The organism is Sphingomonas sp. (assembly GCF_041661885.1).
Lineage (GTDB): Bacteria > Pseudomonadota > Alphaproteobacteria > Sphingomonadales > Sphingomonadaceae > Sphingomonas.
In genome coordinates this window covers 172,508-199,166 of sequence record NZ_JBAZTL010000005.1, presented here as the reverse complement: position 1 = coordinate 199,166, position 26,659 = coordinate 172,508, and the positions used below count along the sequence as shown (strand labels likewise).

The 26,659-nt window shown below is 65.0% G+C and carries 23 protein-coding genes and 1 pseudogene; 10 read left to right on the top strand and 14 right to left on the bottom strand.

Annotated elements, in window-relative coordinates; translation table 11 throughout:
• Nucleotides 1–48 precede the first annotated feature (48 nt).
• From WC704_RS11540 to WC704_RS11530, 3 genes are all read right to left on the bottom strand, one after another.
• Complete coding sequence (locus WC704_RS11540) at nt 49–1,230, bottom strand: hypothetical protein (RefSeq protein ID WP_372890065.1); 1,182 nt, start codon at nt 1,228–1,230, stop codon at nt 49–51.
• A 91-nt stretch (nt 1,231–1,321) separates the two neighbouring features.
• Nucleotides 1,322–1,591, bottom strand: coding sequence for a hypothetical protein (locus WC704_RS11535; protein WP_372890064.1), 270 nt, complete (start codon nt 1,589–1,591; stop codon nt 1,322–1,324).
• Nucleotides 1,592–1,629: 38 nt separating this feature from the next.
• Complete coding sequence (locus WC704_RS11530) at nt 1,630–2,514, bottom strand: LysR substrate-binding domain-containing protein (RefSeq protein ID WP_372890063.1); 885 nt, start codon at nt 2,512–2,514, stop codon at nt 1,630–1,632.
• 264 nt (nt 2,515–2,778) lie between these two features.
• Between WC704_RS11530 and WC704_RS11525 the strand changes: the two genes are divergently transcribed.
• Genes WC704_RS11525 through WC704_RS11485 form a run of 9 tightly spaced genes read left to right on the top strand, consistent with a single transcriptional unit; the run spans nt 2,779 to nt 13,963 of the window.
• The gene (locus WC704_RS11525; protein ID WP_372890062.1) at nt 2,779–3,984 is read left to right on the top strand and encodes an aromatic ring-hydroxylating dioxygenase subunit alpha; all 1,206 of its coding nucleotides are present in this window, start codon (nt 2,779–2,781) and stop codon (nt 3,982–3,984) included.
• Nucleotides 3,981–5,240, top strand: coding sequence for a cystathionine gamma-synthase family protein (locus WC704_RS11520; RefSeq protein ID WP_372890061.1), 1,260 nt, complete (start codon nt 3,981–3,983; stop codon nt 5,238–5,240). Before WC704_RS11525 ends, WC704_RS11520 begins: the two co-directional genes overlap by 4 nt.
• Entirely contained in the window at nt 5,237–6,754 is a 1,518-nt protein-coding gene (locus WC704_RS11515; protein WP_372890060.1) for an FAD-dependent oxidoreductase, read from the top strand. The genes WC704_RS11520 and WC704_RS11515 overlap by 4 nt, the downstream gene beginning before the upstream one ends.
• Entirely contained in the window at nt 6,747–7,895 is a 1,149-nt protein-coding gene (locus WC704_RS11510; protein ID WP_372890059.1) for an NAD(P)/FAD-dependent oxidoreductase, read from the top strand. The genes WC704_RS11515 and WC704_RS11510 overlap by 8 nt, the downstream gene beginning before the upstream one ends.
• The gene (locus WC704_RS11505; RefSeq protein WP_372890058.1) at nt 7,892–9,148 is read left to right on the top strand and encodes a sarcosine oxidase subunit beta family protein; all 1,257 of its coding nucleotides are present in this window, start codon (nt 7,892–7,894) and stop codon (nt 9,146–9,148) included. Before WC704_RS11510 ends, WC704_RS11505 begins: the two co-directional genes overlap by 4 nt.
• Entirely contained in the window at nt 9,148–9,411 is a 264-nt protein-coding gene (locus WC704_RS11500) for a sarcosine oxidase subunit delta (protein WP_033965013.1), read from the top strand. Before WC704_RS11505 ends, WC704_RS11500 begins: the two co-directional genes overlap by 1 nt.
• Entirely contained in the window at nt 9,408–12,131 is a 2,724-nt protein-coding gene (locus tag WC704_RS11495) for a 2Fe-2S iron-sulfur cluster-binding protein (protein ID WP_372890057.1), read from the top strand. Before WC704_RS11500 ends, WC704_RS11495 begins: the two co-directional genes overlap by 4 nt.
• Complete coding sequence (locus WC704_RS11490; RefSeq protein ID WP_372890056.1) at nt 12,124–12,606, top strand: sarcosine oxidase subunit gamma; 483 nt, start codon at nt 12,124–12,126, stop codon at nt 12,604–12,606. The genes WC704_RS11495 and WC704_RS11490 overlap by 8 nt, the downstream gene beginning before the upstream one ends.
• Nucleotides 12,607–12,637: 31 nt before the next feature.
• Nucleotides 12,638–13,963 (top strand): spinster family MFS transporter, encoded by a 1,326-nt coding sequence (locus tag WC704_RS11485; RefSeq protein WP_372890055.1) that lies wholly within the window; start codon nt 12,638–12,640, stop codon nt 13,961–13,963.
• A gap of 80 nt (nt 13,964–14,043) precedes the next feature.
• On the opposite strand, the gene WC704_RS11480 is transcribed toward WC704_RS11485, so the two are convergent.
• Complete coding sequence (locus tag WC704_RS11480) at nt 14,044–16,614, bottom strand: TonB-dependent receptor (protein ID WP_372890054.1); 2,571 nt, start codon at nt 16,612–16,614, stop codon at nt 14,044–14,046.
• A 166-nt stretch (nt 16,615–16,780) separates the two neighbouring features.
• Entirely contained in the window at nt 16,781–18,853 is a 2,073-nt protein-coding gene (locus tag WC704_RS11475; RefSeq protein WP_372890053.1) for a sulfotransferase, read from the bottom strand.
• A 55-nt stretch (nt 18,854–18,908) separates the two neighbouring features.
• Between WC704_RS11475 and WC704_RS11470 the strand changes: the two genes are divergently transcribed.
• A complete protein-coding gene (locus WC704_RS11470) occupies nt 18,909–19,409 on the top strand; it encodes a hypothetical protein (protein ID WP_372890052.1) in 501 nt (166 codons plus the stop codon).
• Here the strand turns inward: WC704_RS11470 and WC704_RS11465 are convergent.
• From WC704_RS11465 to ccoO, 9 genes and pseudogenes are all read right to left on the bottom strand, one after another.
• Nucleotides 19,406–20,065 (bottom strand): Crp/Fnr family transcriptional regulator, encoded by a 660-nt coding sequence (locus WC704_RS11465; protein WP_372890051.1) that lies wholly within the window; start codon nt 20,063–20,065, stop codon nt 19,406–19,408. The genes WC704_RS11470 and WC704_RS11465 overlap by 4 nt on opposite strands.
• A gap of 113 nt (nt 20,066–20,178) precedes the next feature.
• On the bottom strand, nt 20,179–20,442 hold the full coding sequence (locus WC704_RS11460) for a hypothetical protein (protein ID WP_372890050.1): 264 nt from the start codon (nt 20,440–20,442) through the stop codon (nt 20,179–20,181).
• 160 nt (nt 20,443–20,602) lie between these two features.
• Nucleotides 20,603–20,740: pseudogene (gene ccoS, locus WC704_RS11455) on the bottom strand (cbb3-type cytochrome oxidase assembly protein CcoS); the annotation flags it as partial.
• The gene (locus WC704_RS11450) at nt 20,737–22,857 is read right to left on the bottom strand and encodes a heavy metal translocating P-type ATPase (RefSeq protein WP_372890049.1); all 2,121 of its coding nucleotides are present in this window, start codon (nt 22,855–22,857) and stop codon (nt 20,737–20,739) included. The pseudogene ccoS and the gene WC704_RS11450, both read right to left, overlap by 4 nt.
• A complete protein-coding gene (locus WC704_RS11445) occupies nt 22,854–23,312 on the bottom strand; it encodes a FixH family protein (protein WP_372890048.1) in 459 nt (152 codons plus the stop codon). Before WC704_RS11445 ends, WC704_RS11450 begins: the two co-directional genes overlap by 4 nt.
• Nucleotides 23,309–24,826, bottom strand: a complete 1,518-nt coding sequence (ccoG, locus tag WC704_RS11440) for a cytochrome c oxidase accessory protein CcoG (RefSeq protein WP_372890047.1) — start codon at nt 24,824–24,826, stop codon at nt 23,309–23,311. Before ccoG ends, WC704_RS11445 begins: the two co-directional genes overlap by 4 nt.
• Nucleotides 24,826–25,758 carry a cytochrome-c oxidase, cbb3-type subunit III gene (ccoP, locus tag WC704_RS11435; protein WP_372890046.1) on the bottom strand — a complete coding sequence of 311 codons (933 nt, stop codon included), beginning with the start codon at nt 25,756–25,758 and terminating at the stop codon, nt 24,826–24,828. Before ccoP ends, ccoG begins: the two co-directional genes overlap by 1 nt.
• Nucleotides 25,751–25,918, bottom strand: a complete 168-nt coding sequence (locus WC704_RS11430) for a cbb3-type cytochrome c oxidase subunit 3 (protein ID WP_372890045.1) — start codon at nt 25,916–25,918, stop codon at nt 25,751–25,753. Before WC704_RS11430 ends, ccoP begins: the two co-directional genes overlap by 8 nt.
• On the bottom strand, nt 25,915–26,649 hold the full coding sequence (gene ccoO, locus WC704_RS11425; RefSeq protein ID WP_372890044.1) for a cytochrome-c oxidase, cbb3-type subunit II: 735 nt from the start codon (nt 26,647–26,649) through the stop codon (nt 25,915–25,917). Before ccoO ends, WC704_RS11430 begins: the two co-directional genes overlap by 4 nt.
• Nucleotides 26,650–26,659: the final 10 nt, after the last annotated feature.

Here is a 26,659-nt window from a genome sequence, read left to right as displayed (position 1 = left end):
CGCTATCCCCCGTTCGATCGCGTCGATATGTCGGATGCCCTGAAATGTTCAAGCGCTGCGCGCCCGAAGTGCCGCATACCGCTCGCCCAGATGCGCGTCGACCGCAGCGCGGATCGCGTCGCTCGCTGTCGACTGCTTAGCGGCGCGATCGTCGGTAAAGACCGTTTGCGGGTTCTTGGCATCGCGCAAGCTCGCTGCCTGCAACGACACGGCCCCGTCCGCGCCTGGTGCAATCCCGAAATGCGGCAGGATTTTTTGCGCCACGGCGCCGGGCAAGCTTGGATATTCGATCATCAAGCCACCCTGCCCGTCGCCCGCCAACACGCCGTCGCACACCTTTGCCAGCACCCGCGCGCAATACTCTTCCATCGGCAGGAGATGCCCGTCTTCAATACCATAAAGGTCGCGGGGGAAGGCACCCGGCACGGTTTGCAGGCCCCGCATTCGCGCTTGCGACACAAGAATCTCGACCGGATCGCGGAACAGGAACACCCACGGCACATCCGGGAAGGCCGCGCGGAACAACGGCAATGCCAGCGTGTGCCAACTGTCCAGTTTCAGCACGAACGGCCCCTCACCCCGGCGGCCATAAGCGGCAACGATTGCGCGCAGCAAATCGACCCGCACGGCCTCGGGCAAATCGGGGCGAGTATGTACCAGTTGCACGATCGCATCCACCGTGGGCGATTCCGACACGACCTGCGCGTCTGGTAGCGCGCTGATCATTTGCGCGACGAGCGTCGATCCGCAGCGTGAGAGATGATAGATGAAACCGTCGGGTTGGCGCGGGATCGCAGGCATCGCATCCAACAACGCGCCGAGCGGCGTGCGATACCGGATAAGGCGATTGAACGGGCGGCGGCGCGCCCGGTGTTGAGATTGCTCGAAAAAGGGTTCGTGCAAAGCGGCACCCGCAAAATGGGCCCATACCACCAGCCATTCGCCATGCCCCTCCACAAGGTCGACCGGCAACCAATCCTCACCCGGCCAACCATGATCGGTGGCGGTTTGTGGCACGAAGCGATCGAGGTTGAGCACATCGGGCTGCACCGCCGCCGCCAATGCCGCCGAATCGAGGTCTATCCCCGCCGCTGCGGCGACCTCTTCAACCGCTGCGCAAAAGGCGTCGCGATCCTCGATCACGGCCAGCCGCTGTTGCAGCGCGCGATCGTCCAGAACATGCTGTCGCAAGCGTAGCATCGGGTTTGTCTCGGCCTGTGCGACGATCATGCCCCCTCCATTTTCAGCGCCAAAACCGCGTTTTGCGAAGCCTATCGTGATCGCTTCCGCGTCACAATCGCCGTGCCTGTCGGGGCGCATGTTACCACGCGATTGATACACCAAAGCGCAAATTGCGCGGGCGCAGTGGTGTGGTTTGCTGGCGCGTGGCCAGAATCGTCGGGTTGCCGAGCGCAAAGCGATTGGCGCTGGCATCGGCGAGATTGTCCCCCCGCAACCATCGATAGGAGAGCCCGGCATTGCCGGCAAAGGCGGGAGTTTCAGGCAAGCGGCGATGGGCCTTCACCGATACCTGCGCCAGCGGCCCGTCGACGACATTGTGGGTGTAAAGGAAGGCAAAATCGGCGTGCAATCCGCGCGCGAGGCGACGACAATCTGGTCATCGCGCAATCACCCCTCGGTCTGTACCCGCGCGGCGAAGCGGGCGATCAGCCAGCTCCGCACCATGCTGATCGTCGGATCGGCGAGATCGTCGGCACGCAGCTTCAGATAATAACCAAAGCCATCGTTGATGACCGCGTCATAGGGAATAACGAGCCGACCCGCCGCGATTTCGGGCGCGAACATGTCGATATCGGCCAGCGCCACGCCATCGGACTGCATCGCATAGCTGACCGCCAGCGCATTGGCATCGAAGGCAAGGCCACGGTCGGAATCGAGCGCGATGCGGCATTGGTTGGCAAAGGCGCTCCACAGCAAGCCGCGCGGCTGCCCCTCCAGCTTGACGTGGAGCAACGGCGCATCGGCCAGGAACTGCTCCAGCGTCTTGCCCTGGTGCCGCTCGGCGGTCTGCGGAGCGCACACCGGGGCGACGCGCACCATCCACAACAAATCGGTCACGCGATCGTCGATATTGGGGCGGTCGAACACGATCGCCATATCGGTCTCGGTGCTGGGCAAGCCGACCGCGTGCGAGCTCGAAATATCGATGCGGATGTCGGGATGCTCGGCGTGGAAGGCCTGGATCATCGGCATCACCACTTGCTGCAACAGCGTCGGCGGGATGTGGATGCGGATCGGGCGGCTCGCGGCGGGATTGGCGCAGATCGCGTTCATCGTCTGCTCCAGCCGGTCGAACGCCTTGCCGACTTCGGGCAGCAGCACCTTGCCCGCTTCGGTCAGCACCAGCGCCTGGCCCGAACGATCAAACAATTTGTGGCCGAGCAGTTCCTCCAGGCTAATGACATGGCGGCTCACCGCGCTTTGCGAGACGTTGAGCGCCTGCGCGCCGGCGGTGAAGCTCAGCCGTTGGCCGACCGCGTCGAATGCCCGCAAGGCGTTCAGCGGCAACCAGCGCCGATTGACGGGTGTTGTGCGTGCGATGGGAATCCCCCTGCTGGCTGGTAACGCTTGGCGTGCCTTACGCGTGGCTATGCCGTTTTTCGATACCAAGCGTGTTTTTTCGGGCGGTGCAACGGTGCGGCGCGGCGGCGCACCGAACCCACAGCTTTTGGCATATCGCCATGCGCAAATGCGATTTCAGCATCGGTTGCTCGCCATGTCACTCTTCTATGGTGGGCAGGTGGGAGGATTTCGGTTTTGAACCTCGGGGATATTTCGGCACTGCTACAGGCGCGTCCGGTCGGCCATTCGCTGCCCCAGGCGCTCTATACCGGCCAGGAAGCGTTCGAGTTCGATCTGGCGGCGATCTTCGGCCAGTCGTGGCTGTTCGTCGGGTTCGAAGCGGAATTGCGCCAGCCGGGCGACTATCTCTCCTTCATGATCGGGCGTTGGCCGGTACTGGTGGTCCACGGTCGCGATGGCGAACTGCGCGCTTTTCACAATAGCTGCCGCCATCGCGGATCAATCCTGTGCAAGCCCGGCGAGGGCCATGTCGCGCGACTGATCTGCCCCTATCACAACTGGACCTATGGTCTGGACGGGCGTCTGCTCGCGGCGGGGCGGATGCCCGAAATCTTCGACAAGGGCGAGCACAGCCTGAAGCCGATCCATCTGGAGCGCGTTGCCGGGGCCGTGTTCGTGTGCCTTGCCGAGACGCCGCCCGACATCGCCACGATGCGGCGCGACCTGACGCCACTGCTCGCGCCGCACAACCTTGGCCATGCCAAGCTCGCGCATCAGGCGACGCTGGTCGAATATGCCAATTGGAAGCTGGTGATGGAAAATGGCCGCGAATGCTATCATTGCGCGAGCGGCCACCCCGAACTCTCGCGCTCCTTCCCGATCAATGCCTCGGCCTATTTCGATTTCGCCGATGACACAGCGGAGCGTTTCGAACGGCGCATGGCCGATCTGGCGATGCCGATGGGGCCGGCGGGCGAGGATTGGTGGCAAGCGGTGCGCTTTCCGCTAAATGACGGAACCGTCGCGATGAGCACCGACGGGCAATTCACCGTCAAGAAGCTGATGTGCGACATTGGCGGCGGCGATACCGGCTCGTTGCGCTGGGCGATCGAGCCCAACAATTTCTGCCATTCGACCGCCGAATATACCTTCGCCTTCAGCGCCTATCCGGTGTCGCCGACCGAAACGCATGTCGTGTCCAAATGGCTGGTGCATGAAGATGCGGTGGAGGGCGTGGACTATGACATCGCCTCGCTCACCGACCTGTGGACGCGCACCAATTTGCAGGACAAGGAGCTGGCCGAAAATAACCAGCTTGGCGTCAATTCGCCGGGGTACACGCCGGGCCCGTACAGCCCCGATGCGGAATCGCTGACGCTGCGCTTCGTCGACTGGTATTGCACCAAGGCCCACGCGTACCTTGATCGCGCGGCACGATGAGCGACGAGACTCCTCCCGTCTGGCGTCCCGAAACGCTCGCGGTGCGCGCGGGTTATGATCCGGCGAGCGCCGCCAATGCCGCCAAGCCGCCAATCTACATGACCTCGACCTTCGCTTATGCCTCGGCGCGGCAAGCGAAGGACATTCACGAGGCGTATTTTGATGGCACCGGCCCCGAAGTCGGGCGGCCCGGCCATATCTATGCCCGGCTAAGCCATCCCGGTCTCGACATGGTCGAGGCGCGGCTGGCGGCACTCGACGGGGCCGAAGGTGCCGCTGTGTTCAACAGCGGCATGGCGACGCATTCGGCGATCGCGCTCGCGCATTTGCGCCCCGGCGACAGCGTGGTGTTCAGCCGCCCGATCTATGGCGGCACCAACGGGCTCTATACCGGGCTGATGCCGGCCTTCGGCGTCGCCCATGCCGAATTTACCGACGGGTGCGACCGCGCCAGCATTGAGGCTGCGGTCGAGGAAGCACTCAGCCACGGGCCGCTCAAGCTGATCGTGATCGAAACCCCGGCCAACCCGACCGCCGCGATCGTCGACATCGCCTTGGTCGTGGACATTGCCGACGCCGTTGGCGCGCGCACCGGGCTACGCCCGCTGGTCGTGGTCGACAACACCCTGCTCGGGCCGCTGATGCAGCGCCCGATCGCGCTGGGCGTCGATTTGTGCATGACCAGCCTGACCAAATATTGCGGCGGCCATAGCGATTTACTCGCGGGCGGCGTCAGCGGCAGTGAGGCGTTGGTCGCGCCACTCCGGCTGCTGCGCACCACGCTTGGCAGCCATCTCGACCCCTATACCAGTTGGTTGCTACTGCGATCGATGGAAACGGTGCATGTGCGGGTCGAGCGCGCAATGGACAATGCCCGCCGCATCGCCGAATTCCTGCGTGACCATCCCAAGGTGGCGAGCATCCTCTATCTCGGCTTCCTTCCCGAAGGCAGCGCGGCGCGCGCGGTCTATGATCGCCAATGCAAGGCGGCGGGATCGACCTTTTCCTTTGCGGTCGTCGGCGGCGAGGCGGAGGCGTTCCGCTTTCTCGACCGGCTGACGCTGTTGCGTTTCGCGGTGAGCCTTGGTGGATCGGAAACGCTCATCACGCATCCGGCGACCACGACGCATTACGCGCTCACCCCTGCGGAACGCGCGGCGGGCGGGATTACCGATGCCACGCTGCGGCTGTCGGTCGGGATCGAGCATGTCGAGGATTTGCTGGCCGATCTCAGCCAAGCGCTCGACGCGGTATGACGGCGCGGGATTTCCACGCGATCGACGGCAAGCTGCCCGCGCCCGATGCGCGCTTCGATGTGGTGGTAGTGGGCGCAGGCCCCGCAGGCACGGCGGCGGCCATCGCTGCGGCGGAAGACGGCGCGTCGGTGTTGCTGATCGACGAAAATCCGGTGCCGGGCGCGCTGATCGGCGGCGACGTCCCCCATTTCTACGGCGGTCGCATGACAGCGGCGGTGCAACAGCCCGCACGGATGCTGGAGCAGGTGTTCGCCAGCAATCCCGCGCTCGAAACCGCCTTCGCCGCCGGAGTCGATGTCCGGCTCGGCACCTGTGCCTGGGGGTTATACCTCAACGGTCCTGCACTGCGCGCCTTGCCCGAGCCGATGCTGGGCATTGCCGATGCCGAAGCCGCGACGATGGTCGGGTTCGGGCGGCTGGTGCTGGCGACCGGCGCGCGCGATCTGGTGTTGGGCTTTGCCGGGTGGAACCAGCCGGGGGTGATGGGCGCGCAAGGCTTTGCCGCATTGCTGACGCGCTATGACGCGTTGGCGAGCCGTCGGGTGGTGATCCTTGGAACGGGCGCGCTGGCGCTGGAAACGGCGCTGCTGGCGCTATCGCGCGGGATCGCGGTTGCGGCACTGGTCGAGGTGGCGGAGGCGGTGCAGGGTTCGACCGCGCTGGCGGCGCAAGTCGCGGCGGCGGGCGTGCCGATCCTGCTCGGGCACACCATCGCAGCGACGCACGGCGGGATCGATGGTGTTGAAGGCGTCACCCTAACCCGTCTTCCTTCCCCGGCGAAGGCCGGGGCCCAGTCGGGAAACGGCGATTGGGAAGCGCTACGCTCCGTTACCGAAACCTCCGCGACTGGGCCCCGGCCTGCGCCGGGGAAGGACAACGAGTTGGAAATCCCCTGCGACACGATCGTGCTCGCCATCGGTGCCACCCCGGCAACCGAATTGCTCGATGCGGCAGGCACACTCCCCGGCGAAACCATCAGCCTGATCGGCGACGCCGCCACCGTAACCCGGCCCGACCCTGCCTATCTCCAAGCCTGGGCGACAGCGCTCGGCCAGCACGCCACCCCCGATACGATCGTCTGCCAGTGCGAAGAGGTCACCCGCGCCGATGTGCTTGGCGTGCAGCCGCCCCGCTATCTCGATCGGCCACAGGCAATGGCGGCGCGCTCGCTCGCTTCGCTGCTCAACGACGGGCCCGCCCATCCCGACCAGATCAAGCGCTTGACCCGCGCCGGGATGGGCGCGTGCCAGGGGCGGCGTTGCCGCGATCAGGTGGCGTGCCTGCTCGCCGAACAGCAAGGCGTGTCCATCGCCACGGTGCCCGTCGCCAGCTTCCGCGCGCCGGTGCGCCCCGTGCCGCTACGCATCCTTGCCGACTGGCAGGAAAGCGCCACGATGACGGCGGGATGGGACGTGTGGTTCGGCATCCCGACGCAGTGGACGCCCTATGCCGTGATCGGCACGCCGGAAGAGGCGGAGCATGTCGCGGGATTGGGCGGCAATATGCATGTCTGAGGCAGACCTGCCCAGAGGCGCAGCGGTCGTCGTGATTGGCGCGGGGGTCACCGGGCTCAGCGCGGCATGGTGGCTGGCGCGCGACGGGTTCGACGTGGTGGTGCTCGACAAGGGCATCGTCGGCTGGGAGGCCTCGGGCCGCAATGGCGGCGGGGCCTCGCATTATCAGAGCCCGCTCTTCGCCGAGGAGCAACGGCTGTGGCCGCACATGGACGATTTGCTCGGCTACCCGACCGAATATCGCCGCGAACGCATCATCATCCAGCGCGATCCGGGCCTGCTTGACCATTACCGCGCGGTCGGGCGGATGTGCAATGCAATGGGCTACCGCGTCGATGATCTGGACAGCCAGCAGGCGCAGGAAATGGTGTCGCTGACCGACCAAAGCTGCCTTGGCGGCATCCATCTGCGCTTCGGCGGCCATGCCAATCCGCAGCGCACGGTGCAGGCTTATGGCTGGGCGCTGCAGGACCTCGGCGGGCGCATCCTGCAACATTGCCCGGCCCGCTCGATCGAGACTGCGGGCGGCAAGGCCGTCGCGGTGAATACACCGCGCGGGCGGATCGCCTGCGATGCCCTGGTCGTGGCGGCGGGGCCGCAATCGGGGATGCTGCTTGCCCCCCTTGGCGTCGAGTTCCCGCTCGCCTCGGCGCGCGCCGAAATGATCGTGACCGAACCCGCCCCGCTGATGCGGATCGGCGGCGTCGATGGCAACGGCCTGTACGGGCGGCAGACGCTGCGCGGCAATCTCGCCTTTGGCGGTGGCCCGCATGAATGGATCGACATGGGCGAGGCCGGCCCGAAGGCGCGCCCGACTTCGCCGCTGATCCGCAACCTTGCCCGCCGCGTCGCGGACATGTTCCCCAAGGCCGCGCACCTGAACGTCATTCGCTCCTGGGCGGGGGTGATCGAGAATACCCCCGATGGCCGCCCGATTCTCGACCGGCTCGACCATCCCGCCAACGTCACCGTGGCCACCATGTCCGGGGTCGGCTTCGGCCTGTCGCCCGCCAGCGGCCATGCCGTGCGCGATCTCGTGATCGATGGCACTTGCTCCTTCGCCGATATCACCAAGCTCGGCCTCGCCCGCTTCAAAAATCTGGAACCCGATTGGCGCGAGCAGCGCGGATGGGCGGCATGAAGCGCTATTCGGCACTGGCGCTGCTCAAGGCGGGCCTAACCGGGCAGCGCGGCTGGGAGCGGGCGTGGCGCGACCCTGAGCCCAAAAAATCCTATGACATCGTCATCATCGGTGGCGGCGGGCATGGCCTGGCCACGGCCTATTACCTCGCCAAGGTGCACGGCCTGCGCAACATCGCGGTGCTCGAAAAGGGGTGGATCGGCGGCGGCAATACTGGGCGCAACACGACGATCGTGCGCTCCAATTATCGCCAGAAACCCCTGCACGATTTGTTCGATTTCGCGCTCGATTTGTGGGAGGAGATGAGCGACGCGCTCAACTTCAACGTCATGTTTTCCCCGCGTGGCGCGCTGTTCCTCGGCCATTCGGACGGCGATATGACCGCGCTGGCGCAGCGCGGCGATGCCTTGTGCTGCGACGGGATCGATGCCGAACTGCTGACGCGCGCGCAGGTGCAAAAACTGGTGCCGCTGCTCGACATGGCACCCGACGCGCGCTTCCCGATTCACGGCGGTTTGATCCAGCGCCGGGGCGGCACCGCGCGGCACGATGCCATCGCCTGGGGCTATGCGCGCGCCGCCGATGCGCTGGGCGTCGATGTGATCCAGAAGTGCGAAGTCACCGGATTTGCCATGACCGGCGGCCGGGTGAGCGGTGTCGTGACGACGCGGGGGCCCATCGCTGCCGGTCGCATCGGCATTTGCGTGGCGGGTAATAGCGGCCCGGTCGCGGCGCTCGCGGGCCTCCAGCTTCCGATCGAAGCGCACACGCTGCAGGCCTTCGTCACCGAGCCGGTCAAACCGATGATCGACACCGTCATCATGTCGCAGTCGCTGCATTGCTATATCAGCCAGTCGGACAAAGGGGGGATCGTGCTGGGCGGCGACCCCGATCACTTCCCGAGCTACGCCCAACGCGGCTTCCCGCCGAGGATCGAAAAAGCAGCGGCGGAAGCGATCGCGCTTGTGCCCGCGCTGTCGCGCTTGCGGATGGTGCGGTGCTGGGCGGGCACGACCGATATGAGCTTCGACGGATCGCCGATCCTGTCGGCGTTGCCAGTCGACGGGCTCTATCTCAATGGCGGCTGGTGTTATGGCGGCTTCAAGGCGACGCCTGCTTCGGGTTGGTGCTACGCGCATTTGCTGGCGACGGGCGATAATCATCCGCTCGCCGCACCCTTTGCGTTCGACCGCTTTGCGCGGGGCGCGACCATCGATGAAGCGGGCGTCGGCGTCCTGCCGCAGTTGCGCTGATGCTGCAGATCGATTGCCCCTCTTGCGGAGCGCGCGCGCAGAGCGAGTTCAGCTATGAACGCACGCTCGATTCGGTCGTGACGCTGGATATGCCCGCAGACGAAACTGTCCGGCGGCTCTATGCGCGCGCCAATCCGCGCGGCTTCGATGAGGAATTGTGGCGACACGCCTTTGGCTGTCGGCAGTGGCTGGTGTTGCGCCGCCACCGCCAGACGCACGAAATCACATCGGTCGCCGCCTTTGACCCGGCGCTGCATCGATGAGCGGCCCATCGCGCTTGCCCGGCGGCCCGGAGCCGACGCTGCGTTTCACCTTCGATGGCGTTCCGCTGCGCGCGCTCCCCGGCGATACGCTGGCGGCGGCGCTGCTGGCCAACGGCATCGGCATCGTCGCGCGCAGTTTCAAATATCACCGCCCGCGCGGCATCCTGAGCGCAGGCGTGGAGGAGCCCAATGCGCTGGTCACGGTTGGCGAAGGCGGACGGCGCGAACCCAATACGCGCGCGACCGACGTCTATGTCTATTACGGCCTCGTCGCGCACAGCCAAAATCGCTGGCCGAGCCTTGCTTTTGATCTGGGCGCGATCAGCGGGCTCGCCGCGCGCTTCCTGACGGCGGGCTTCTATTACAAGACCTTCTTCGGCCCACCATCACGCTGGATGCTGTACGAACGCTTCATCCGTCGCGCCGCCGGGCTGGGCAAAGCGCCGACCACGCCCGACCCCGACCCTTACGAACACCGTTCGGCCTTTTGCGATGTGCTGGTGGTCGGTGGCGGCCCCGCCGGAATCGCCGCCGCACGTGCCGGGGTGCAAGCAGGCGAGCGCGTGCTGCTGGTCGAGCAGGACCGCATAGTGAGCGAAGCGATCGACGAAGCGCGCGTGCTGACGCGCACCACCGCAACGGGTGTGTGGGATCATGGCTTCGTCACGCTCGTCCAGCGCTTGGTGGAGCCCGGCCAGCCCCCTGCCCCCGGTCAGCCTGCACAACGGCTATGGCATGTTCGCGCGCGCCGCATCATGCTCGCGACCGGCGCGATCGAGCGCCCGCTGACCTTTGCCGGGAATGACCGGCCCGGCGTGATGCTGTCGCAAGCGGTGCGCCGCTATATCGAACGGTTCAAAGTGCTGCCGGGCCAGCGCGTCGTCATCGCCACCAACAATGACGATGCCTATGCCACTGCCGACGCGATTACAGCGGCGGGCGGCACCGTCGTCGCTATTTTGGACTCCCGCGCCGAAAAGAGCGCCATCGCCAGCGCCGCCGCGCACCCGGTCCACACCAATGCCTTTCCGATCTCGACCTCGGGCAGACGGCATCATTTGCACTCGGTCGAGGCCGACATCTGGACCGAGCGTACACGCTTCGACGCTGATCTGCTGGCGGTTTCGGGCGGCTTCACCCCTGTCGTGCATCTCCACAGCCAGGCAGGCGGCGCGCTTGACTGGAACGAGGGAATCCAGGCGTTCGTGCCCGGCGCATCCCGGCAAGCGGTATCGAGCGTTGGCGCGGCAGCGGGCGATCTTCCACCGGTCGGCACTGCGGTCGCCAACCTGCCAAACCCCAAAACGAGCTTCATCGACTTCCAGAATGACGTGACCGCCGCCGATATCGATCTCGCCTGGACCGAAGGCTATCGCTCGGTCGAGCATCTCAAGCGCTACACCACGCTCGGCATGGCAACCGACCAGGGCAAGACGAGCAATATGGCAGCACTCGCGCGGCTGGCGAGCGTCGCCGGGGTCACCATCCCGCAAGCTGGACTCACCACCTTCCGCGCGCCGTTCACGCCGGTGACGCTGGGCGCGCTGGCCGGGGCCGATGGCGGCGGCCATGCCGCGCCGAGCCGCCGGCTGGCGCTCTATGATCGCCACCAGCGCCTCGCCCCGCTCTGGCAGCCGCTCGGGCTGTGGCACCGGCCGCGCGCCTATCCGGTGGCGGGGGAAACGCTGCATCAGGCGGCGGTGCGCGAAGCATGTGCAGTGCGCACCGTCGCCGGGATCGTCGATATCTCGACGCTCGCCAAATTCGCGGTGGTCGGGCCGGATGCGGCAGCGTTGCTCGAAAGCGTGTGCGCGACCAGTATCGCCAAGCTCGCGGTCGGGCGCGGGCGCTACACCTTCATGCTGCGCGAAGACGGCATGGTGATGGACGATGGCACCGTCTGGCGGCTGGAGAAAAACCGCTATCTGCTGACCAGTTCGACCGGCGGGGCCGAGCGGATGGAGGCGCATCTCAGCTATGCGCACCGCGTGCTCTCCCCGCATTTGCGCGTGTCGGTGGTGGCGCAACAGGAGCATTTCGCGGGAATCGCACTGGCCGGGCCGTGCGCGAAGGACATTTTGGCGGAGCTGACCGGCATTGCCCCGCCCGCGCATATGGGGCTGGCTCATACCGAAATCGCAGGCGTGGCGGTGCTGATCCTCGCCGCCAGCTATAGCGGCGAACGCGCCTTCGAACTTTATGCCGTGGCCAGCGATGCGGGCGCGGTGTGGGATGCATTAGAGACGGCGACCCGTGCGCGCGGCGGTGCGCCCTATGGGCTGGAGGCGCTCGAATTTCTGCGGATCGAAAAGGGCCATATCGTGATCGGGGCGGAGGCCGATGGCCGCACCACCCCGCACGACCTCCAGCTTGAACGGATGCTGCGCAAGAGCGGGGGCTTCATCGGTGCGGCGGGGTTGACCCGTCCGGCTTTGTCAGCCCCCGATCGCCTGCAGCTCATCGGCCTGACCAGTGATACGCCGATCCCCGAAGGGGCAATGCTCGTCACCGCAACCGGAGAGCCGGTGCTGGGCCATGTCACCTCCGCCACAAGCCGCGTGCTTGGCGAGGGCGCAATCGCACTGGCATTGCTCGCCGGAGGACGAAGCCGGATCGGCGAGAGCCTGCTCGCCACCTCCCCCACCCGCAACCAGACGGCCCGCGTGACCGTGACGGCCCCGCGTTTCTATGATGCCGAAGGGACACGCTATCGTGACTGACGCGCGGGTTACCCTGGCGATGGCGGCAGCGGGCGATGTCGTCGCGCTCGACCTGTGGGACGAAGACGTGCCGCCAAATCCCCCAACCGGACGGATAATCCAGGTCGAACCGCGGCGTTGGTGGTTGATCGACGCCGCGCAGCACGCGCCCGCAATCGCTGCCGAGATTGCCGATTGTGGCGCGCTATCCCCCATCGGCGGCGGCCTGATCCGCGCCACGCTCACCGGCCCCGGCTGGCGCGCGCTGCTGAGCGTGAGCGGCTGGTTCGATTCGGAAAATCCCGCTTTCGGCCCCGGCCAGATCGCGGCGACGACGATCCACCATGTGCCGGTGTGGATCGCGCCCACTAGCGACATCGCCTGTGAGGTCTATCTGCCAAGCAGTTACGCCGCTACTCTGGCCGATCTGTGGACGCGCGCCATCGGGGTAACCGAGCCGCCGCCCGCAGCGCGCAACAACCCCGGCGACACCTGACGGCGGGGAAACGGACACAATGGGGGCCAGCATGATGACATCGACGACACCGCGCCTGGAATCGGCGCGCTGGTATGTCGTCCTGGTGCTGGGGCTGGTCTATGCGGTCAACATCGCGGATCGCTATGTCGTCTCGACCGTGCTGGAGCCGATCCGCAAGGAGTTCAGCCTCAGCGATTCGGGCGTTGCCTGGCTGACCGGCGTTTCGCTTGCCTTCTTCTACATCTTTGTCGGGCTGCCGATCGCGCGCTTTGCCGATCGCGCCAATCGCCGGAATATCGTGGCGGGCGCGATGATCCTGTGGTCGGCGGCGACCGCCGTGCTTGGCCTGACGCAAAACTATCTGCAATTCCTGCTGGCGCGGATCGCGGTCGGGATTGGGGAGGCCGGCGGCACCCCGCCCTCAACTTCGATCATCGCCGACAATTTCCCGCGCGGTAGGCGGGCCTATGCGCTGACCATCTATGCGCTGGGCCTGCCGCTTGGTGCGTGGATGGGGTCGAGCCTGGCGGGTGCGATCGTCGAGCATTTCCATAACTGGCGCGCCGCCTTCATTGCGCTGGGCGTGCCCGGCGTCATCTTCGGCCTGCTGATCCTGCTGACCGTGCGCGAGCCGGTGCGGGGCCGCTTCGAACTCGTCACCGAAGACAGCGCCCCCGCTGCGACCTTTGTCGAAACCTGCCGCTTCCTGTGGACGCAGCGGTCGGCGTGGCACATTAACGCGGCTGGTACGGTCATCTGCCTGTGGGGCTGGGGTTTGCTGTTCTGGATGCAAACCTATTTCGAGCGCGCCTACGGCCTGTCGACCGCCGAGGCTGGCGCGCGGCTGGGCACGATTTATTTCTGGGCGGGCACCGCCGCGACGATCGCCACCGGCGCCATTCTCGCACTCCCGCGGATGCAGGACCCAAAATGGATCGCGCGGCTGCTCGCCATCATCGTTGCGGCATCGACGATCCCGTCTTTTCTGATTTTCTGGACACACTCGCTCGCCGTGGCGACCGCGCTGCTGTGGGTCGTGGTGCCGGCCATCTATCTCTATGTCGGGCCGACAATGGCGTTGTTACTCAATTTCATGCCGGCGCCGATGCGCGCGCAGGGCATGGCGATCAGTCTGCTGACCGCCAATGTCGCCAATCTCATCATCGCGCCCACCGTCGTCGGCTGGATCAGCGACCTGTTGACCGGACCGCTCGGCGGCAATGCCGCGTCGCTGCGTTATGCGTTGCTGGCGCTGTCCCTCACCGGTTTCTGGGCGGCCTATCATTACTGGACAAGCGTGCGCAGCTATGCCGCAGACGATCTGCGCGTGCGGACTTTCGGGACGGCAGTGACAGCCCCGCTTCAAAGCGCGTAACGCCGGTATCCATCCGGCAAGCGCGCGAGGACCGCGACTGAAGGCGATGGGGAGGGCAGATGACCGCCCTCCCCAATCGGTCAGAATTTCACCTTCGCCCGCAGGCCAATCGTGCGCGGGCGTGCATAGGTTACGCGATCCCCAGCCTGATAGGCGGCATAATAAGTGGCGCGCTGCACATCGAGAATTTTCACGCCGTTAAAGATGTTGTTGCCGAACAAACCGAATTCGAATTGCCCGATATCATAGGCGATCGACGCGCTTGCATTGTGACTTTCAGGGATGATCGCGAACGTCTGGCTTGCACCGTTCCTGGTCAACACGCCCCCGACCAGCCTGGTCGAGAAGTTGTTGAACGTGGTCTGCTGATCCGAAATATATTTGTATGTCGCCTGGAGATGGATCGATCCGTTGCCGAGCGGCGCATCGTAAAACGCCCCCGCCGAGGCGGTAAATTCGGGCGAATACGGCGTGCGGTCGCCGTCGAACGCACCCACGGTCGGAATGTCACCGCGCGCGCTGGAATCGTTATACGAGAAGCTGCCGTTCAGCGTGATGTTCGGCGTTGCCTTCACCGCAGCTTCGATTTCGACGCCCTTGCTCGCGATCTTGCCCCTGTTGTCGGTGAAGAAATAGGAGCAGTTCAGCCGCAGGCGCGTCTGCACGTCGCTCCAGTCGATATAGAAAGCGCTGGCGTTCAGCGTGACCCGGCCACCCGCCAGTTTCGCCTTTTCGCCGATCGTATAGCTCCACAATTTGTCGGGGCCGAAGGTCGCCGGTGCCTGGGTATAACCATAGGAGTTGAGGTCGCGGGTACAGCGGTCGGCCAGGCCACCGCCGGTCGGCAACGGGTTGGGCGTGGTGGGCAAGGGCTGGTTACCGCCGCCATAGCGGAAGCCCCTGGCCGCTTCGGCATAGAGCAGCACGGCGTCGCTCAATTTGTAGGAGATGTTCGCGCGCGGATTGGCGCCGTTCGCCTTCAACGCCAGCCCCGGCGGGGTGGTTTGCGTGATGCCGATCGTACGACCGGTAACCGGGTCCCTGCTGACGATGACGCCGAACGCGCCACCTTCGTACAGGAAGTAATTTTCCTTGAAATTGAAATAGCGCACGCCCGCCGTCAGATCGAGCCGGTCGGTGACATGCCAGGTGCCATCGGCATAAGCCGCGAATTGATGTTCGGAAACATCCTGCAACCCGGAAAAGATATCGTTCGAGCTGAACGCGCCATCGACCAGCTTTGAATCATACAGGCCGTTTGGCGTATTGAACGGCCCGAACGCGGCATTCTGATAGGATAAGGTATCGAAGCCCGCGACCGGAATGTCCTGCACCAGATGGCGGTTCTGCTTTTCGTAAAACGCGCCGATCGTCCATTTGACCGGGCCGTCATTCTTCGAAACCAGGCGCGCCTCGGCCATGAAATCATTCAATTTCTGGTCGATCGTGTACAGTTCAGCCGGGATCAAATTGGCGGTCGCTTGGCTGTAGCTGCTCGCCGCCGGGAACAGCGGATATTTGCCTGCTCCGGTATAAGGCGCGTAATAATCGGCGAAATAAAAGGCGATTTGCGGGTCCGGGCTCGCATTGAAGCCGATCTTGCGATCGGTATAGGCCGCCGTCACCGCCAAATTAGCGAAGCCCGCGTCATAATCGACGCTGCCGGCGTACAGTTTGAACAGGTCGCGCGTACCTTCATAGCCATTGCTGGAATAGGTATAGGGCGCAAGCCCGCTCAAGCCCGTGTTCAGCCCCTTGGCGCGGCTATCCTCATAGGTGAAGCTTGCATCGACGGTCAGCTTGTCGGTCGGCGTCCAGCGCGCGGCGACCCGCCCCTGGGTGGAGCGGTTGCTGTTGGCATTTTTGAGATTGCGCCTGCCGATATTGTCGATGAAGCCACCGTCATTGCCGACAAAGATCGTCCCGCGCAGCGCGAGCTGGTCGGCGATGATCGGCAGGTTAATCATGCCGCGCACATTATAGCTGCCCGCGCCATGCTCGGTGGTCGATCCGCTGACCTCGCCCGTGCCGAAGAAGCGCTTCGCATCGGGCTTGGCGGTGACGAAACGCACCGTACCCGCCACCGAACCCGCACCATATAAGGTGCCCTGCGGCCCGCGCAGCACCTCGACCCGGTCGAGATCATAGACCTTCAGATCGGGGGTTTGCCCCTGTACCGAAATCGGTGTGTCATCGAGATAGACCGCAACCAGCGGGCGGTCGGACGTGTCCGACGTAACATAACCGCCCGTCGCCAGGCCGCGCAGGTTGAACTTGTTGAAGCCCGGCGCGCCCTCGGTGATGACGAGCGAGGGCGTGAACTTGGCGATATCGGACAGATTGCCCTGACCCGATTTGGTGATCTGGTCGACATTCACCACCGACACCGCAATCGGCACCTTTTGCAGCGATTCCGCGCCCGAGCGATTGGCAGTGACGACGATATCGGTGAGTTCGTCCTTTGGGGGCGTTTGCGCGGAGGCCGGATCTGTCGCGGCACCATCCGTATCGGGTAGCGTGGGGGCATGTTCTGGCGCCGCAAAAGCAGCTTGCGGTGCCAATACCGCCAGACTTGCTGCCGATGTCAGCAAGATCGCAAGCAAAGGCGTGCGACGGCCCAATGGGCCGGATTGATCGTGAAACTTCGTCATAGTCCCCCCTTTGTCGTAAACGCCCCATCAGATCCTCGCGCTGCCGCATCAGGCTTCATGCCTTTTGCTTGCGGAGAATTTGGACCTGATCCCCGATTTAAGAGGCTCACCCGATTCCCGAAAAGCGAGAAGGATAATAATCAGATAGGGGCATCCCAAATTGTGATTATGGCCGATCGGCAACCGTTCTGGCAAGGGGGCCGAGAGCGGTCATCAACGGCCCGAGCCACGGTTCGAACGCGCGCCACTGGTCCAAGGCATCGCGAAAGATTGGTTGGCGTACCTGTTCGGAACTGGGTGTGCGTACATTCCGCCCCGTTTCGAAAAAGCGCAGGCACTGCGGTTCGAAAGCAAGTCCGCAATAATCGAGCAGATTCCGAATTTCCGTCTCGGAATCCTCGACCATATCTTCATAAACAACGCGGTGCACGCGCCCGGGCAAAACCGCGTCGACATGTTCCATCAGCGCAACATAATCGCGATAATAGCGAGCCAGATCTTCCAGATCGTAGCTATAGGCCTGCCCGCGTGCGAAGGCCTGCTTGAATATCGAAAAGCAACAGGCGACCGGATTACGCCTCACATCGATGATGCGGGCGTTAGGCAGCATCAGATGAAGCAAACCGCTGTGCAGGAAATTACCCGGAAATTTATCGACGAACATCGGTCGGTCGCCACTGCGATACACCTCGGTTTGCGCGAGATAGGCGCGGCCAAGTTCGGCGAACGTCTCAAGCGGCACGTCCGCGATCGACGCAGGATATCCCGGATTCGCCGCCGCGAGCCCCCGCGCCAACGCGGTCACCGTCGGCAATTCCGACGCGCCCTCGACGTGGCTGTGGCTGGCGAGAATCTGTTCGACCAGCGTCGAGCCCGATCGTGGCATCCCGACCACGAAGATCGGGCCGGTCGTATCGCACCCGGAACCCGCCGCCCGCGCGAACAGCGTCGCATCGAACGCCGCGATCGATTGCGCAACGAAGCGGTGATGCGCCGCCGCATCGTGCGGCTCCAGTCGCTTTCGTGCCGCATTGCCGCGTGCATAATGCTCGAACGCTTCGGCATAGCGGCCTTCGTCCTCCAGCGCCTTGCCCAACGCGAAATCGAGATAGGCGCGGTCGCCGGGGTTGGCGTTGGCTGCGTCGGGCAGGGCCTGCATCTGTGCGATGTCCCCGGCGTCGAAGCGTACCGTCTTGAGGTTGGCGAGGCTCCACCACGCCTCCCCGCAACCGGGCGCGATGGCAACGGCGCGGCGATACGCGGCGACCGCCGCGTCTTGCCGCCCGATTGCGCGGAGTGCGTGGCCATAAGCGTGCCACACCTCGCCATCGTCCGGCACTGTGCGCAACACGCTTTCATACGCCTCGACCGCCTGCGCGACATTGCCAAGCTGCATATGGATCGCCGCTTGCAGGCCGACCACCATCGCGACGCCCGGATACGCCTCTACCACCGGGCCAATTGCAGCGAGCGCCTCCGCTCCGCGCTCGAGCCGGTGCAGCGTGAGGGCGAGGCTGAAACGCGCGGGCGCGAAAGCGGGCGCAATCGCCACCGCCGCTGCCAGCAAGGGTTCCACCGCCGCGAAATGCCCGCGCCGCATCCCGACATCGGCCAGCAGCCGCACGGCGGCCACATCATTCAAATCCAGGCCAAAACGCGCCTGTAACGCCGCGCGCGCCCGCACCTCCCCCTGCGCGAACAGCGCATCGGCGGCATTGGCCAGCGCGGCATCGCCAACATAACCCGGCACAATGCGCGCCTGAGCCGCGACGGCCGCGTCGGTGTCACCACGCAGCGCGCGTTGATCGCCCAGCGCGTGCCACGCGAGCGACGATTGCGGATTGGCACTGGTCGCGCGTTCCAGCGCGGTGATGGCGGCGTCCGATTGGCCGAGCGCCGCCAACGCCATCCCATATTCATAATGCACGCCCCACGCCGCGGGTCGCGACGCCGCAAGCGGTTCCAGCACTGCACAGGCACCGGACATTTCCCCGCTGCGCCGCAGTGTCGCGCCGAGCAGGAAGTGCGCCTCGAACGATCGTGGGTCCGCCGCCACTGCCCGCCGCGCCCATTCCGCGGCGGCGACCGGATCGATGCCGAGCAACCGTCGGGCCTCGCGCAATTCGGGGGAGAGGCCGGGGTTGGACAGCGTTTTATTCTCGCAAGGCTGGAGGTGAAGCCACCAACCTATCCGCCGGCCACCCGAAAATCCACAAACCCCGCGCTTGATCGCCGTCAAATCCCGGCATCTGCGAATCTGCGAGGTTCCACAACAGGAGGAAGTGCGCCCGCTCATGATCGATCACCGCGTCTTGCCCGATCCCGCCGTCGAAACCGGCGAAACCGCATCGTGCCGCGTCGCGCTTCAGGACGATCACGATGCGCGCCTCGCGCTCTGCGCCGAGTTGGAACGCGTCGCCGACATGCTCCCCGCGCTCCCCGCCCCCGCCAGAGTTCGGCGCATCTGCAGCCAGATCGAATGCGTAACCACGCTCAACTTTCGGCGCGCCGCCGCGTTGTTGACCAGGATCGCACGCGGATTGAACACCTCCGTCCTCGCCGATCTGGGCCAGCAAATTGTCGATATGCAGGCGCTGGACGCGGTGCATGGAGAGGATGTGGTGACGGTTTTCTGGGACAGTACCGCGCGCGGAGCGATCGAGCGTCCGGGTGAATTCGGGTATATGTTGCGCTGCTTTTTCGACGGCTGCCGGCGCGTCATCGCGCTTGAAGACGCGTTGCTGTTGTTGCTTGAGAGTCAGCAGCCCACGCCAGCACCGCAACCGGGTGCCTAGTCGGGATTGGCCAGTGCCTCCAGTGCGGCGCGTTCCTTGACAACGATCGTGCGACCGCCGCGCGCGAGCGCAACGGCGCCCAAGGCTTTCAGGCGCGTCATCTGACGGCTTACCGTTTCGATAGTGAGCCCCAGGAAATCCGCCATGTCGCCACGGCTGACGGGTACATCGATGCTGATCGATCCATCCGGCGCGGCCATCGCAGTCCGATCGACGAGATCGAGCAGGAAACCCGCGACCCGTTCCTGCGCGCCACGCTTGCCCAGCGTCAGCATCCGCTCCCGCGCATCATTCAACGATGCGACCGTGCGTTGCAGCAACATGCGCTCCATCGCGGAGACTTCGGTCAACACCCGCTCGAAGCGCTCGCGCGGATAGACGCACAGGTCGCTATCGACGAGGGCAGTCACCGTCATCGACGAGGTTTCCGTAAAAAGCTGCCCGACGAAATCGCCCGCAAACACCAAACCGACAATCTGTTCGCGGCCATTGGCGGTCGACACCGTAACCTTCAATATGCCCGACACGACATTGGCGCAGAGCAGATTGTCATCCCCCGCCCAGGCAAGCACTTGGCCGACAGCGAGTGTACGCCGCCGCCCAATCGCGCTCAGTGCCGACAGTTCGTCAAGATCGACCGACCCGCACAGGCCCATGTCCCGTACATCACAGTCCCCACATCGGTTGCAGCCCGTCCCCATGCGCCCGCTATCACAGGAATGAAGCGTCGCGCCTGTACGTAATTATCCTGATTTCGCGTCGCTGTGGCTCAATCGCCGTCGACATCGGCCTCGAAATCGGTCGGTGTCTTGCGGCTGCACATTGCATGGCACCCGGCTGGGCACTCGCGCCGCGGACCGGGAAGTTGCCCCGGGAGGTTGAAGGGAAGCGTCACGAAGCCGCGACCGCCACAAATCGCGCTCGAAAAACCGTCACCCGGCATCGCGCCTTGTGCCGCCGTGCTCGCCAGACCGATCAGCGCGATGACCGCCAGCACCGCTCCTCCGCGCGAAGGCAGCAGCGCGCGCGGCATAAGCGGCTCGTGCGCGGCGGGATCAAGGTGGCCCATCGCAAGACTATAAGCGCAGGGCGATGCGCGGTTTTGACCGCAATCAAACATGGGGCAACCCCGCCCCCGGAGCCGCACGGACGCGCGGCACAAGCTCGGGTTTTGCCGACAATGCGGGGGGAGCCTCGTCATCGATCAGGATGCGCAGCGCCGCCCCGTCGAGATCCTCGAACTGCCCGGAGCGCGCCGCCCAGAAAAACGCCGCCAGCCCCGCCAACCCCAGTGCCAGCGCCACCGGTATCAGCACCACCAGCCCGGTCATCGCGCCACCCCACGCAAACGCAGCGCATTGGCGACCACGATCAGCGACGATCCTGACATGGCGAGTGCGGCGATCAGCGGAGTCACTTGCCCGGCAATCGCCAGCGGCACCGCCAGCACGTTATAGCCGATCGCCAGCGCGAAGTTCTGCCGCACAACGCGCATCGTGCCGCGCGCGGCGGCGACCGCAATCGGCACCGGCATCAATTTGTCACCAAAGAAAACAAGGTCGGCGACAAGCTGGCTGACATCGGTGCCCGAAGACGGCGCCATCGCGACAAAGGCGCGCTTCATCGCCGGACCATCGTTGAGACCGTCGCCGACCATGAGAACCTTGCGCCCGCGCGCCGTAAAATCATCGACGATGTGGCATTTGTCGGCAGGGTCCATCCGCGCGCTGCCATCGATGCCGAGCGTGTCGCCAATCGTCTCGACCACCGCCGCCGCATCGCCCGACAACAAGCGCGGCGCGAACCCTTCTGCGCGGAGCCGCTCGATCGCGGCGACGGCATCGGGCCGCAAGGCATCACCGAACGTCACCACATGCACCGGGCCCGTGCCAAGGCGGAACGCCGTCGCCACGTGCGCGCTATCTTCGACCGAACCGACCCAGTCGGGACGCCCCAATCGCACCACCGCGCCTGCAAACCGCGCCTCGACGCCAAGTCCCGGATACTCGACCAGATCGGACACGACCGCAGCGACCGTGCCATCGCGCGCGAGCGCATCGCTCAACGCCATCGCCAAAGGGTGACGGCTCGCTTCGGCCAGCGCGAGCAATACACCGCGCTCCTTGTGGTCGGCGGGCATCCCGCCCAGTGGCACAACATGGCCGAGCGTAACAGTGCCAGTCTTGTCGAGCAGCACGGTATCGGCGACCGCCAGCCGCTCCAGCGCCGAGCCATCCTTGAGCAGAATCCCGACGCGCATCAGCGCACCCGCCGCGACGACCTGCGCGATCGGCACTGCCAGCCCCAGCGCGCACGGACACGTGATTATCAACACCGCGACCGCAATCGTCAGCGCCTGGTGCAGCCCCGCCCCCGCGATCAGCCAGCCGACCAGGCTCAGTGCCGCCAGCGTATGCACCGCCGGCGCATATAATTGCGACGCGCGATCGGCGATGCGCACGTAGCGCGACTTGCCCTGTGTTGCGGTTTCCATCAGCCGCGCGATATCGGCGACAATCGTCGCCTCGCCTGCGGCTGTCACGCGCACGGTCAACGGGCCGCTGAGGTTGATCGTCCCCGCCAGCACGCTGTCGCCCACCGTCACCGCCTCGGCGACGCTCTCGCCTGTAACAAGCGAGCGATCGACGCTGCTATGCCCGGCCTCGACCACGCCATCGGCCCCGATCCGTTCGCCCGCCGCAATCAGCAACCGCATTCCCGGTGCCAGTTCGGCGGCAAAGCGCTGTTCGGTGCTGCCATCGGGCCGCCGTACCAGTACTTCGCTTGGCACGCGCCGCATCAACGCCGCCACGCCGTCCGCCGCGCGCACGCGCATCGCACTGTCGAGAAAGCGCCCAGCGAGCAGGAAGAACAACAGCATCGTCACGCCATCGAAATAGGCATGGGCACCGCCGATCACGGTTTCGTACAGGCTCATCGACAGCGTCAAGATGACACCGATCGAAATCGGCACGTCCATGTTCGTGCGACCGTGGCGCAGCGCGCCCCACGCGCTCCCGAAGAAGGGCCGCCCGGCATAAGCGACCGCTGGCAGCGCAATCGCCGCCGACAGCCAGTGGAACAGCGTCCGCGTCGCGCCGTCTGCGCCCGACCAGATCGACACCGACAGCAGCATGACATTCATCGCCGCGAAACCGGCAACCGCCAGCGCAGTCATCAACATGCGGCTTTCGCGATTGGCCGAAGCTTCGCTTTCCCCGACAAAGGGTTGCGCCGAAAACCCCAGCCGCCCGATCGCGGCTTGCAGGTCCTCATCAGCAACGTTGGCGGCGTGTTCGATCCGTACGCGCTTGCTGGTGAAATTCACCCGGGCCGACGTTACGCCCGAAATTTCCGGCAGGCCCTTTTCCAGCTTGGCGATGCAGCCCGCGCAGCGCAGCCCATCGACCGTGAAGATCGAAGTTTCGAGTGGCGCCGCCGTGCTCACGCCGGGATTTCGTCGTCGAAGCGCGCGTCCTCGCTGCCGTGGCGGACATCAACGCGCAGCAACCAGCGCCCGGCCGGCAGCGCCGACGTTGACACGAACCGTCCGTTGCCGACCGAACGGAACGCCAAATCCCGCTCCGGCATCCGGCCAAGCGGGTGCGTCGCGCGCACCGTGACAATCGCATCGGACAGCGGGCCACGCGGCGCAAGCGCGGTGACGATCACGACGCGGTTGCCGTCAACCGTCGCATCGACATTCCAGTTGAGTTGACGCTGCGTGCGTGCCTCCGCCAGCCAGTCGTTGAAGCGCTGGCTGGCGACATAACTGTTATCGACGACGGTGCCGCCAAAGGTGCCGATCGCATAGCTCGCCATCAGCACGTTGACCGCGATAACCAGCCCGAACATCCCAACAACGATTCCGGTCATGTGCCAGCCGGTGAAAGGACGAGTCATTGCGCTTGCTCCGGACGTTCGAAGAAACTGCTATCGCGCGCCGATCCCCCCTCTTTGTCAAGCGCGCGTACCGTAAAGGCCAGGTCTGCCCGCGCCGGGCCGTCGCCGGCCGCCGTCACGAACAGCGGGACTTGCGCGACCTGATCGGGCGCGACATCCAGACGCACGCTGCGCGTGGCACCACTACGGCCAGACGCCTCGGTCCACACCACTGCGCCGGGGACGCCATCGATCGCAATCTCGACCGAGCGCGGGCGCTCCTCCATGTTGCGGACCTTGACGGTGTAGCCGTTGCGAACGCTGCCGTCCGACAGCCGCACCCATTGCGGGTTGCGCGTCTGCAGCACGCCGATGCCGATCCGTTCGCGATTGCCGAGCGCAAACAGCATCGCCAGGCCAATCCCCGACCACGCACCGAAATAAACGAGCGTGCGCGGCCGGAACAGGCGCTTGAGCGCCGGAACCGGCGCCTCCCCCGCCCGTGCGCGCCGCGCGTCGAGATCGGTCGTATAGCCAATCAGACGGCTGGGCCGCCCGACCTTGGCCATGATCCCGTCACAGGCATCGATGCACAGGCCGCAGGTGATGCAGCCAATTTGCGACCCTTCGCGAATGTCGATCCCGGTCGGGCATACCGCGACACAGGCATTGCAATCGATACAATCCCCGATCCGCGACGCCAGTTCGGGTTGCTCGATCAACGCGACCAGCGATGGTGTCGCAGGGTCAATTTGCGCCAGCGGCTCGGCGCGTTTCAGGCCACGCGTCCGCGGCTCGCCCCGCCACGCCTTATAGGTAACGGTCAGCGATTTCTCGTCGAGCATCGCGCTCTGGATGCGCGGCCACGGGCACATGTAAATGCACACCTGTTCGCGCATCAGCCCGCCGAAGATATAGGTTGTCGCCGTCAGGACGCCCACGGTCGCATAGGCAACGAACGGTGCGTTCCCCTGCACAAAGGCCTGCCCAAGCGTGGGCGCGTCGGCAAAATAGAAAATCCACGCCCCGCCCGTCAGCGCACCAATCACCAGCCAGATTGCGTGCTTGGCGATCCGCCGCGCGACCTTGGCGGGCCTCCAGGGTGCGCGCTGCAGCTTGATCTGGGCATTGCGATCCCCGTCGATCGCCCGCTCGACGTGTACGAACAGGTCGGTCCAGACGGTTTGCGGGCAAGCGTACCCGCACCACGCCCGCCCTACCGCCGAGGTGACCAGGAACAACCCGATCCCGGCCATGATAAGCAGGCCCGCGACATAATAGAATTCGTGCGGCCAGATTTCGATCGAGAACATGTAAAAGCGCCGGTGCGCCAGATCGACCAACACGGCCTGATCCGGCGCATAAGGGCCGCGGTTCCAGCGTAGCCAGGGCGTGACGTAATAAATCGCCAGCGTCACGACCATGATCGCCCATTTCAAGCGCCGGAACGGCCCGTCCACCGCCTTCGGGAACACCTTGCGGCGCGCCTCGAAGAAGTGTTGCTCCTCGCCGATCAGGTCTTGGGGATGGGCCATCAGCGTGCCGCAACCGCCGCCGGAGTCGCAGTCGGCACCGGTGCGGGGTCCACCGGAGTCTTTTCACCACCACCCAGCGAGTGGACATAGATCGCCAGCATCTTGATCGTCGCCGGGTCAAGCCGCGCCCCCCAGGCGGGCATGATGCCATAGCGGGCGTTGGTCACCGTCGCGGTGATGGTGTCGCGGTCCCCGCCATATAGCCAGATGCCATCGGACAAATTGGGGGCGCCCATCGCGCGGGTTCCCTTCCCTGCATCGCCATGACACACGACGCAATTGGCGGAAAACAATGCTGCACCACGCCGTGACGATGCGGTCGCCCCCTCCTGCTTCGACAGCACACGGACATAGGAAACCACATCCTGCACTTCTGCGGGCTTGAGGATCCCGTCGCGACCAAAGGCCGGCATTTGCGACATGCGGGTCTCTTCGTCGCCGGGCTGACGCACGCCGTGCAGCAAGGTTTGCTGGATGGTCGCCAAATCACCGCCCCACAACCAATCATCGTCGTTGAGGTTGGGATAGCCCTTGCTTCCGGCAGCGCCCGCACCGTGACATTGCGTGCAATACACCTTGAACGCCGAATGCCCGCCCTCCTGCGCCGCACGCAGCAATTTGGGGTCAGCCGCGATCTTGTCGATCGGCGTTTGTTCCAGCGCGTGCATCACTGGCGCCCGGCGCGCATGATCGACCGCCAATTCCTTGGAGAGATCACCGTGGCTCGACCAGCCGAGTACCCCCGTGGTCGCACTGTGCAGCATCGGGATGGCGGGATAGAGCACCACCATCACCGCCGCGAAGGCGATACAGGCGTAGAAGGTGTACAACCACCAGCGTGGCATCGGGGTATCGAGTTCCTCGATCCCGTCCCATTCGTGGCCGACGAAGCTGGTTCCCGTGGGTTCGTCGATGCGCTTATTGTCAGCCATCCACCTCGTCCTCTTGCTCGAAGATGCTCATTGCCGCCCGCTGATGTTCGGCGGAGACGGAGTGCAGAAAAGTCCAGCCGGTAAAGGTCAGGAACGCGACCCCCATCAGGATCAGCCCCCAACTGTCGGCAAACTCCCGCAGCACATCATAGGTTGTCATCGCGCCTGCTCCCGTGGTGCGGCCGACTTGAAGTCGACCTGGGTGCCAAGGCCCTGCAGATAGGCGACCAGCGCATCCATCTCGGTCACTTGTCCGGGCTTGCCGTCGAAGTCGCGCGCCTGCGCCTTGGGATAACGCTTGACCAGACCCGCCGTGTCGCCCTCGCCCGTTGCCTGTGTGGTGACGTCGTCGGCAGCCTTGGCGATTTCCGCGTCGGTGTACGGAACCCCGACCCGGCGCAGCGCGACCAGATGATCGCCGATATGGCTGACGTCGAGCTCGCGGTCAGCGAGGAAGGCGTAGGGCGGCATGATCGATTCCGGCACCACCGCGCGCGGGTCCTTCAAATGCTGGACATGCCATTCATCCGAATAACGCCCGCCGACCCGCGCCAGATCCGGCCCGGTGCGCTTCGACCCCCATTGGAACGGGTGATCGTACATACTTTCGGCGGCGAGGCTGTAATGGCCGTAGCGCTCGGTCTCGTCGCGGAACGGGCGGATCATCTGGCTGTGGCAGCCATAACATCCCTCGCGGATGTAGATGTCGCGCCCGGCGAGTTCGAGCGGGGTGTAGGGCCGCACGCCCTCCACCTTGGTCACCGTCGAGTCGATCCAGAACAGGGGAGCGATCTCGACGATGCCGCCGATGGCGACGGTGAGGAAAGCGAACACGGCGAGCAACGTGACGTTGCGCTCGATCACTTTGTGACGGTTGAGAAGATTTGCCATGATCGCGTCC

Bases quoted from the DNA above. Each gene is read 5' to 3' on its own strand.
- WC704_RS11540 (WP_372890065.1), bottom strand. From the start codon at position 1,230: ATGATCGTCGCACAGGCCGAGACAAACCCGATGCTACGCTTGCGACAG.
- WC704_RS11520 (WP_372890061.1), top strand. From the start codon at position 3,981: ATGAGCGACGAGACTCCTCCCGTCTGGCGTCCCGAAACGCTCGCGGTG.
- WC704_RS11515 (WP_372890060.1), top strand. From the start codon at position 5,237: ATGACGGCGCGGGATTTCCACGCGATCGACGGCAAGCTGCCCGCGCCC.
- WC704_RS11510 (WP_372890059.1), top strand. From the start codon at position 6,747: ATGTCTGAGGCAGACCTGCCCAGAGGCGCAGCGGTCGTCGTGATTGGC.
- WC704_RS11505 (WP_372890058.1), top strand. From the start codon at position 7,892: ATGAAGCGCTATTCGGCACTGGCGCTGCTCAAGGCGGGCCTAACCGGG.
- WC704_RS11500 (WP_033965013.1), top strand. From the start codon at position 9,148: ATGCTGCAGATCGATTGCCCCTCTTGCGGAGCGCGCGCGCAGAGCGAG.
- WC704_RS11495 (WP_372890057.1), top strand. From the start codon at position 9,408: ATGAGCGGCCCATCGCGCTTGCCCGGCGGCCCGGAGCCGACGCTGCGT.
- WC704_RS11485 (WP_372890055.1), top strand. From the start codon at position 12,638: ATGATGACATCGACGACACCGCGCCTGGAATCGGCGCGCTGGTATGTC.
- WC704_RS11480 (WP_372890054.1), bottom strand. From the start codon at position 16,614: ATGACGAAGTTTCACGATCAATCCGGCCCATTGGGCCGTCGCACGCCT.
- WC704_RS11470 (WP_372890052.1), top strand. From the start codon at position 18,909: ATGATCGATCACCGCGTCTTGCCCGATCCCGCCGTCGAAACCGGCGAA.
- WC704_RS11465 (WP_372890051.1), bottom strand. From the start codon at position 20,065: ATGGGCCTGTGCGGGTCGGTCGATCTTGACGAACTGTCGGCACTGAGC.
- WC704_RS11460 (WP_372890050.1), bottom strand. From the start codon at position 20,442: ATGCCGCGCGCGCTGCTGCCTTCGCGCGGAGGAGCGGTGCTGGCGGTC.
- WC704_RS11445 (WP_372890048.1), bottom strand. From the start codon at position 23,312: ATGACTCGTCCTTTCACCGGCTGGCACATGACCGGAATCGTTGTTGGG.
- ccoG (WP_372890047.1), bottom strand. From the start codon at position 24,826: ATGGCCCATCCCCAAGACCTGATCGGCGAGGAGCAACACTTCTTCGAG.
- ccoP (WP_372890046.1), bottom strand. From the start codon at position 25,758: ATGGCTGACAATAAGCGCATCGACGAACCCACGGGAACCAGCTTCGTC.
- WC704_RS11430 (WP_372890045.1), bottom strand. From the start codon at position 25,918: ATGACAACCTATGATGTGCTGCGGGAGTTTGCCGACAGTTGGGGGCTG.
- ccoO (WP_372890044.1), bottom strand. From the start codon at position 26,649: ATGGCAAATCTTCTCAACCGTCACAAAGTGATCGAGCGCAACGTCACG.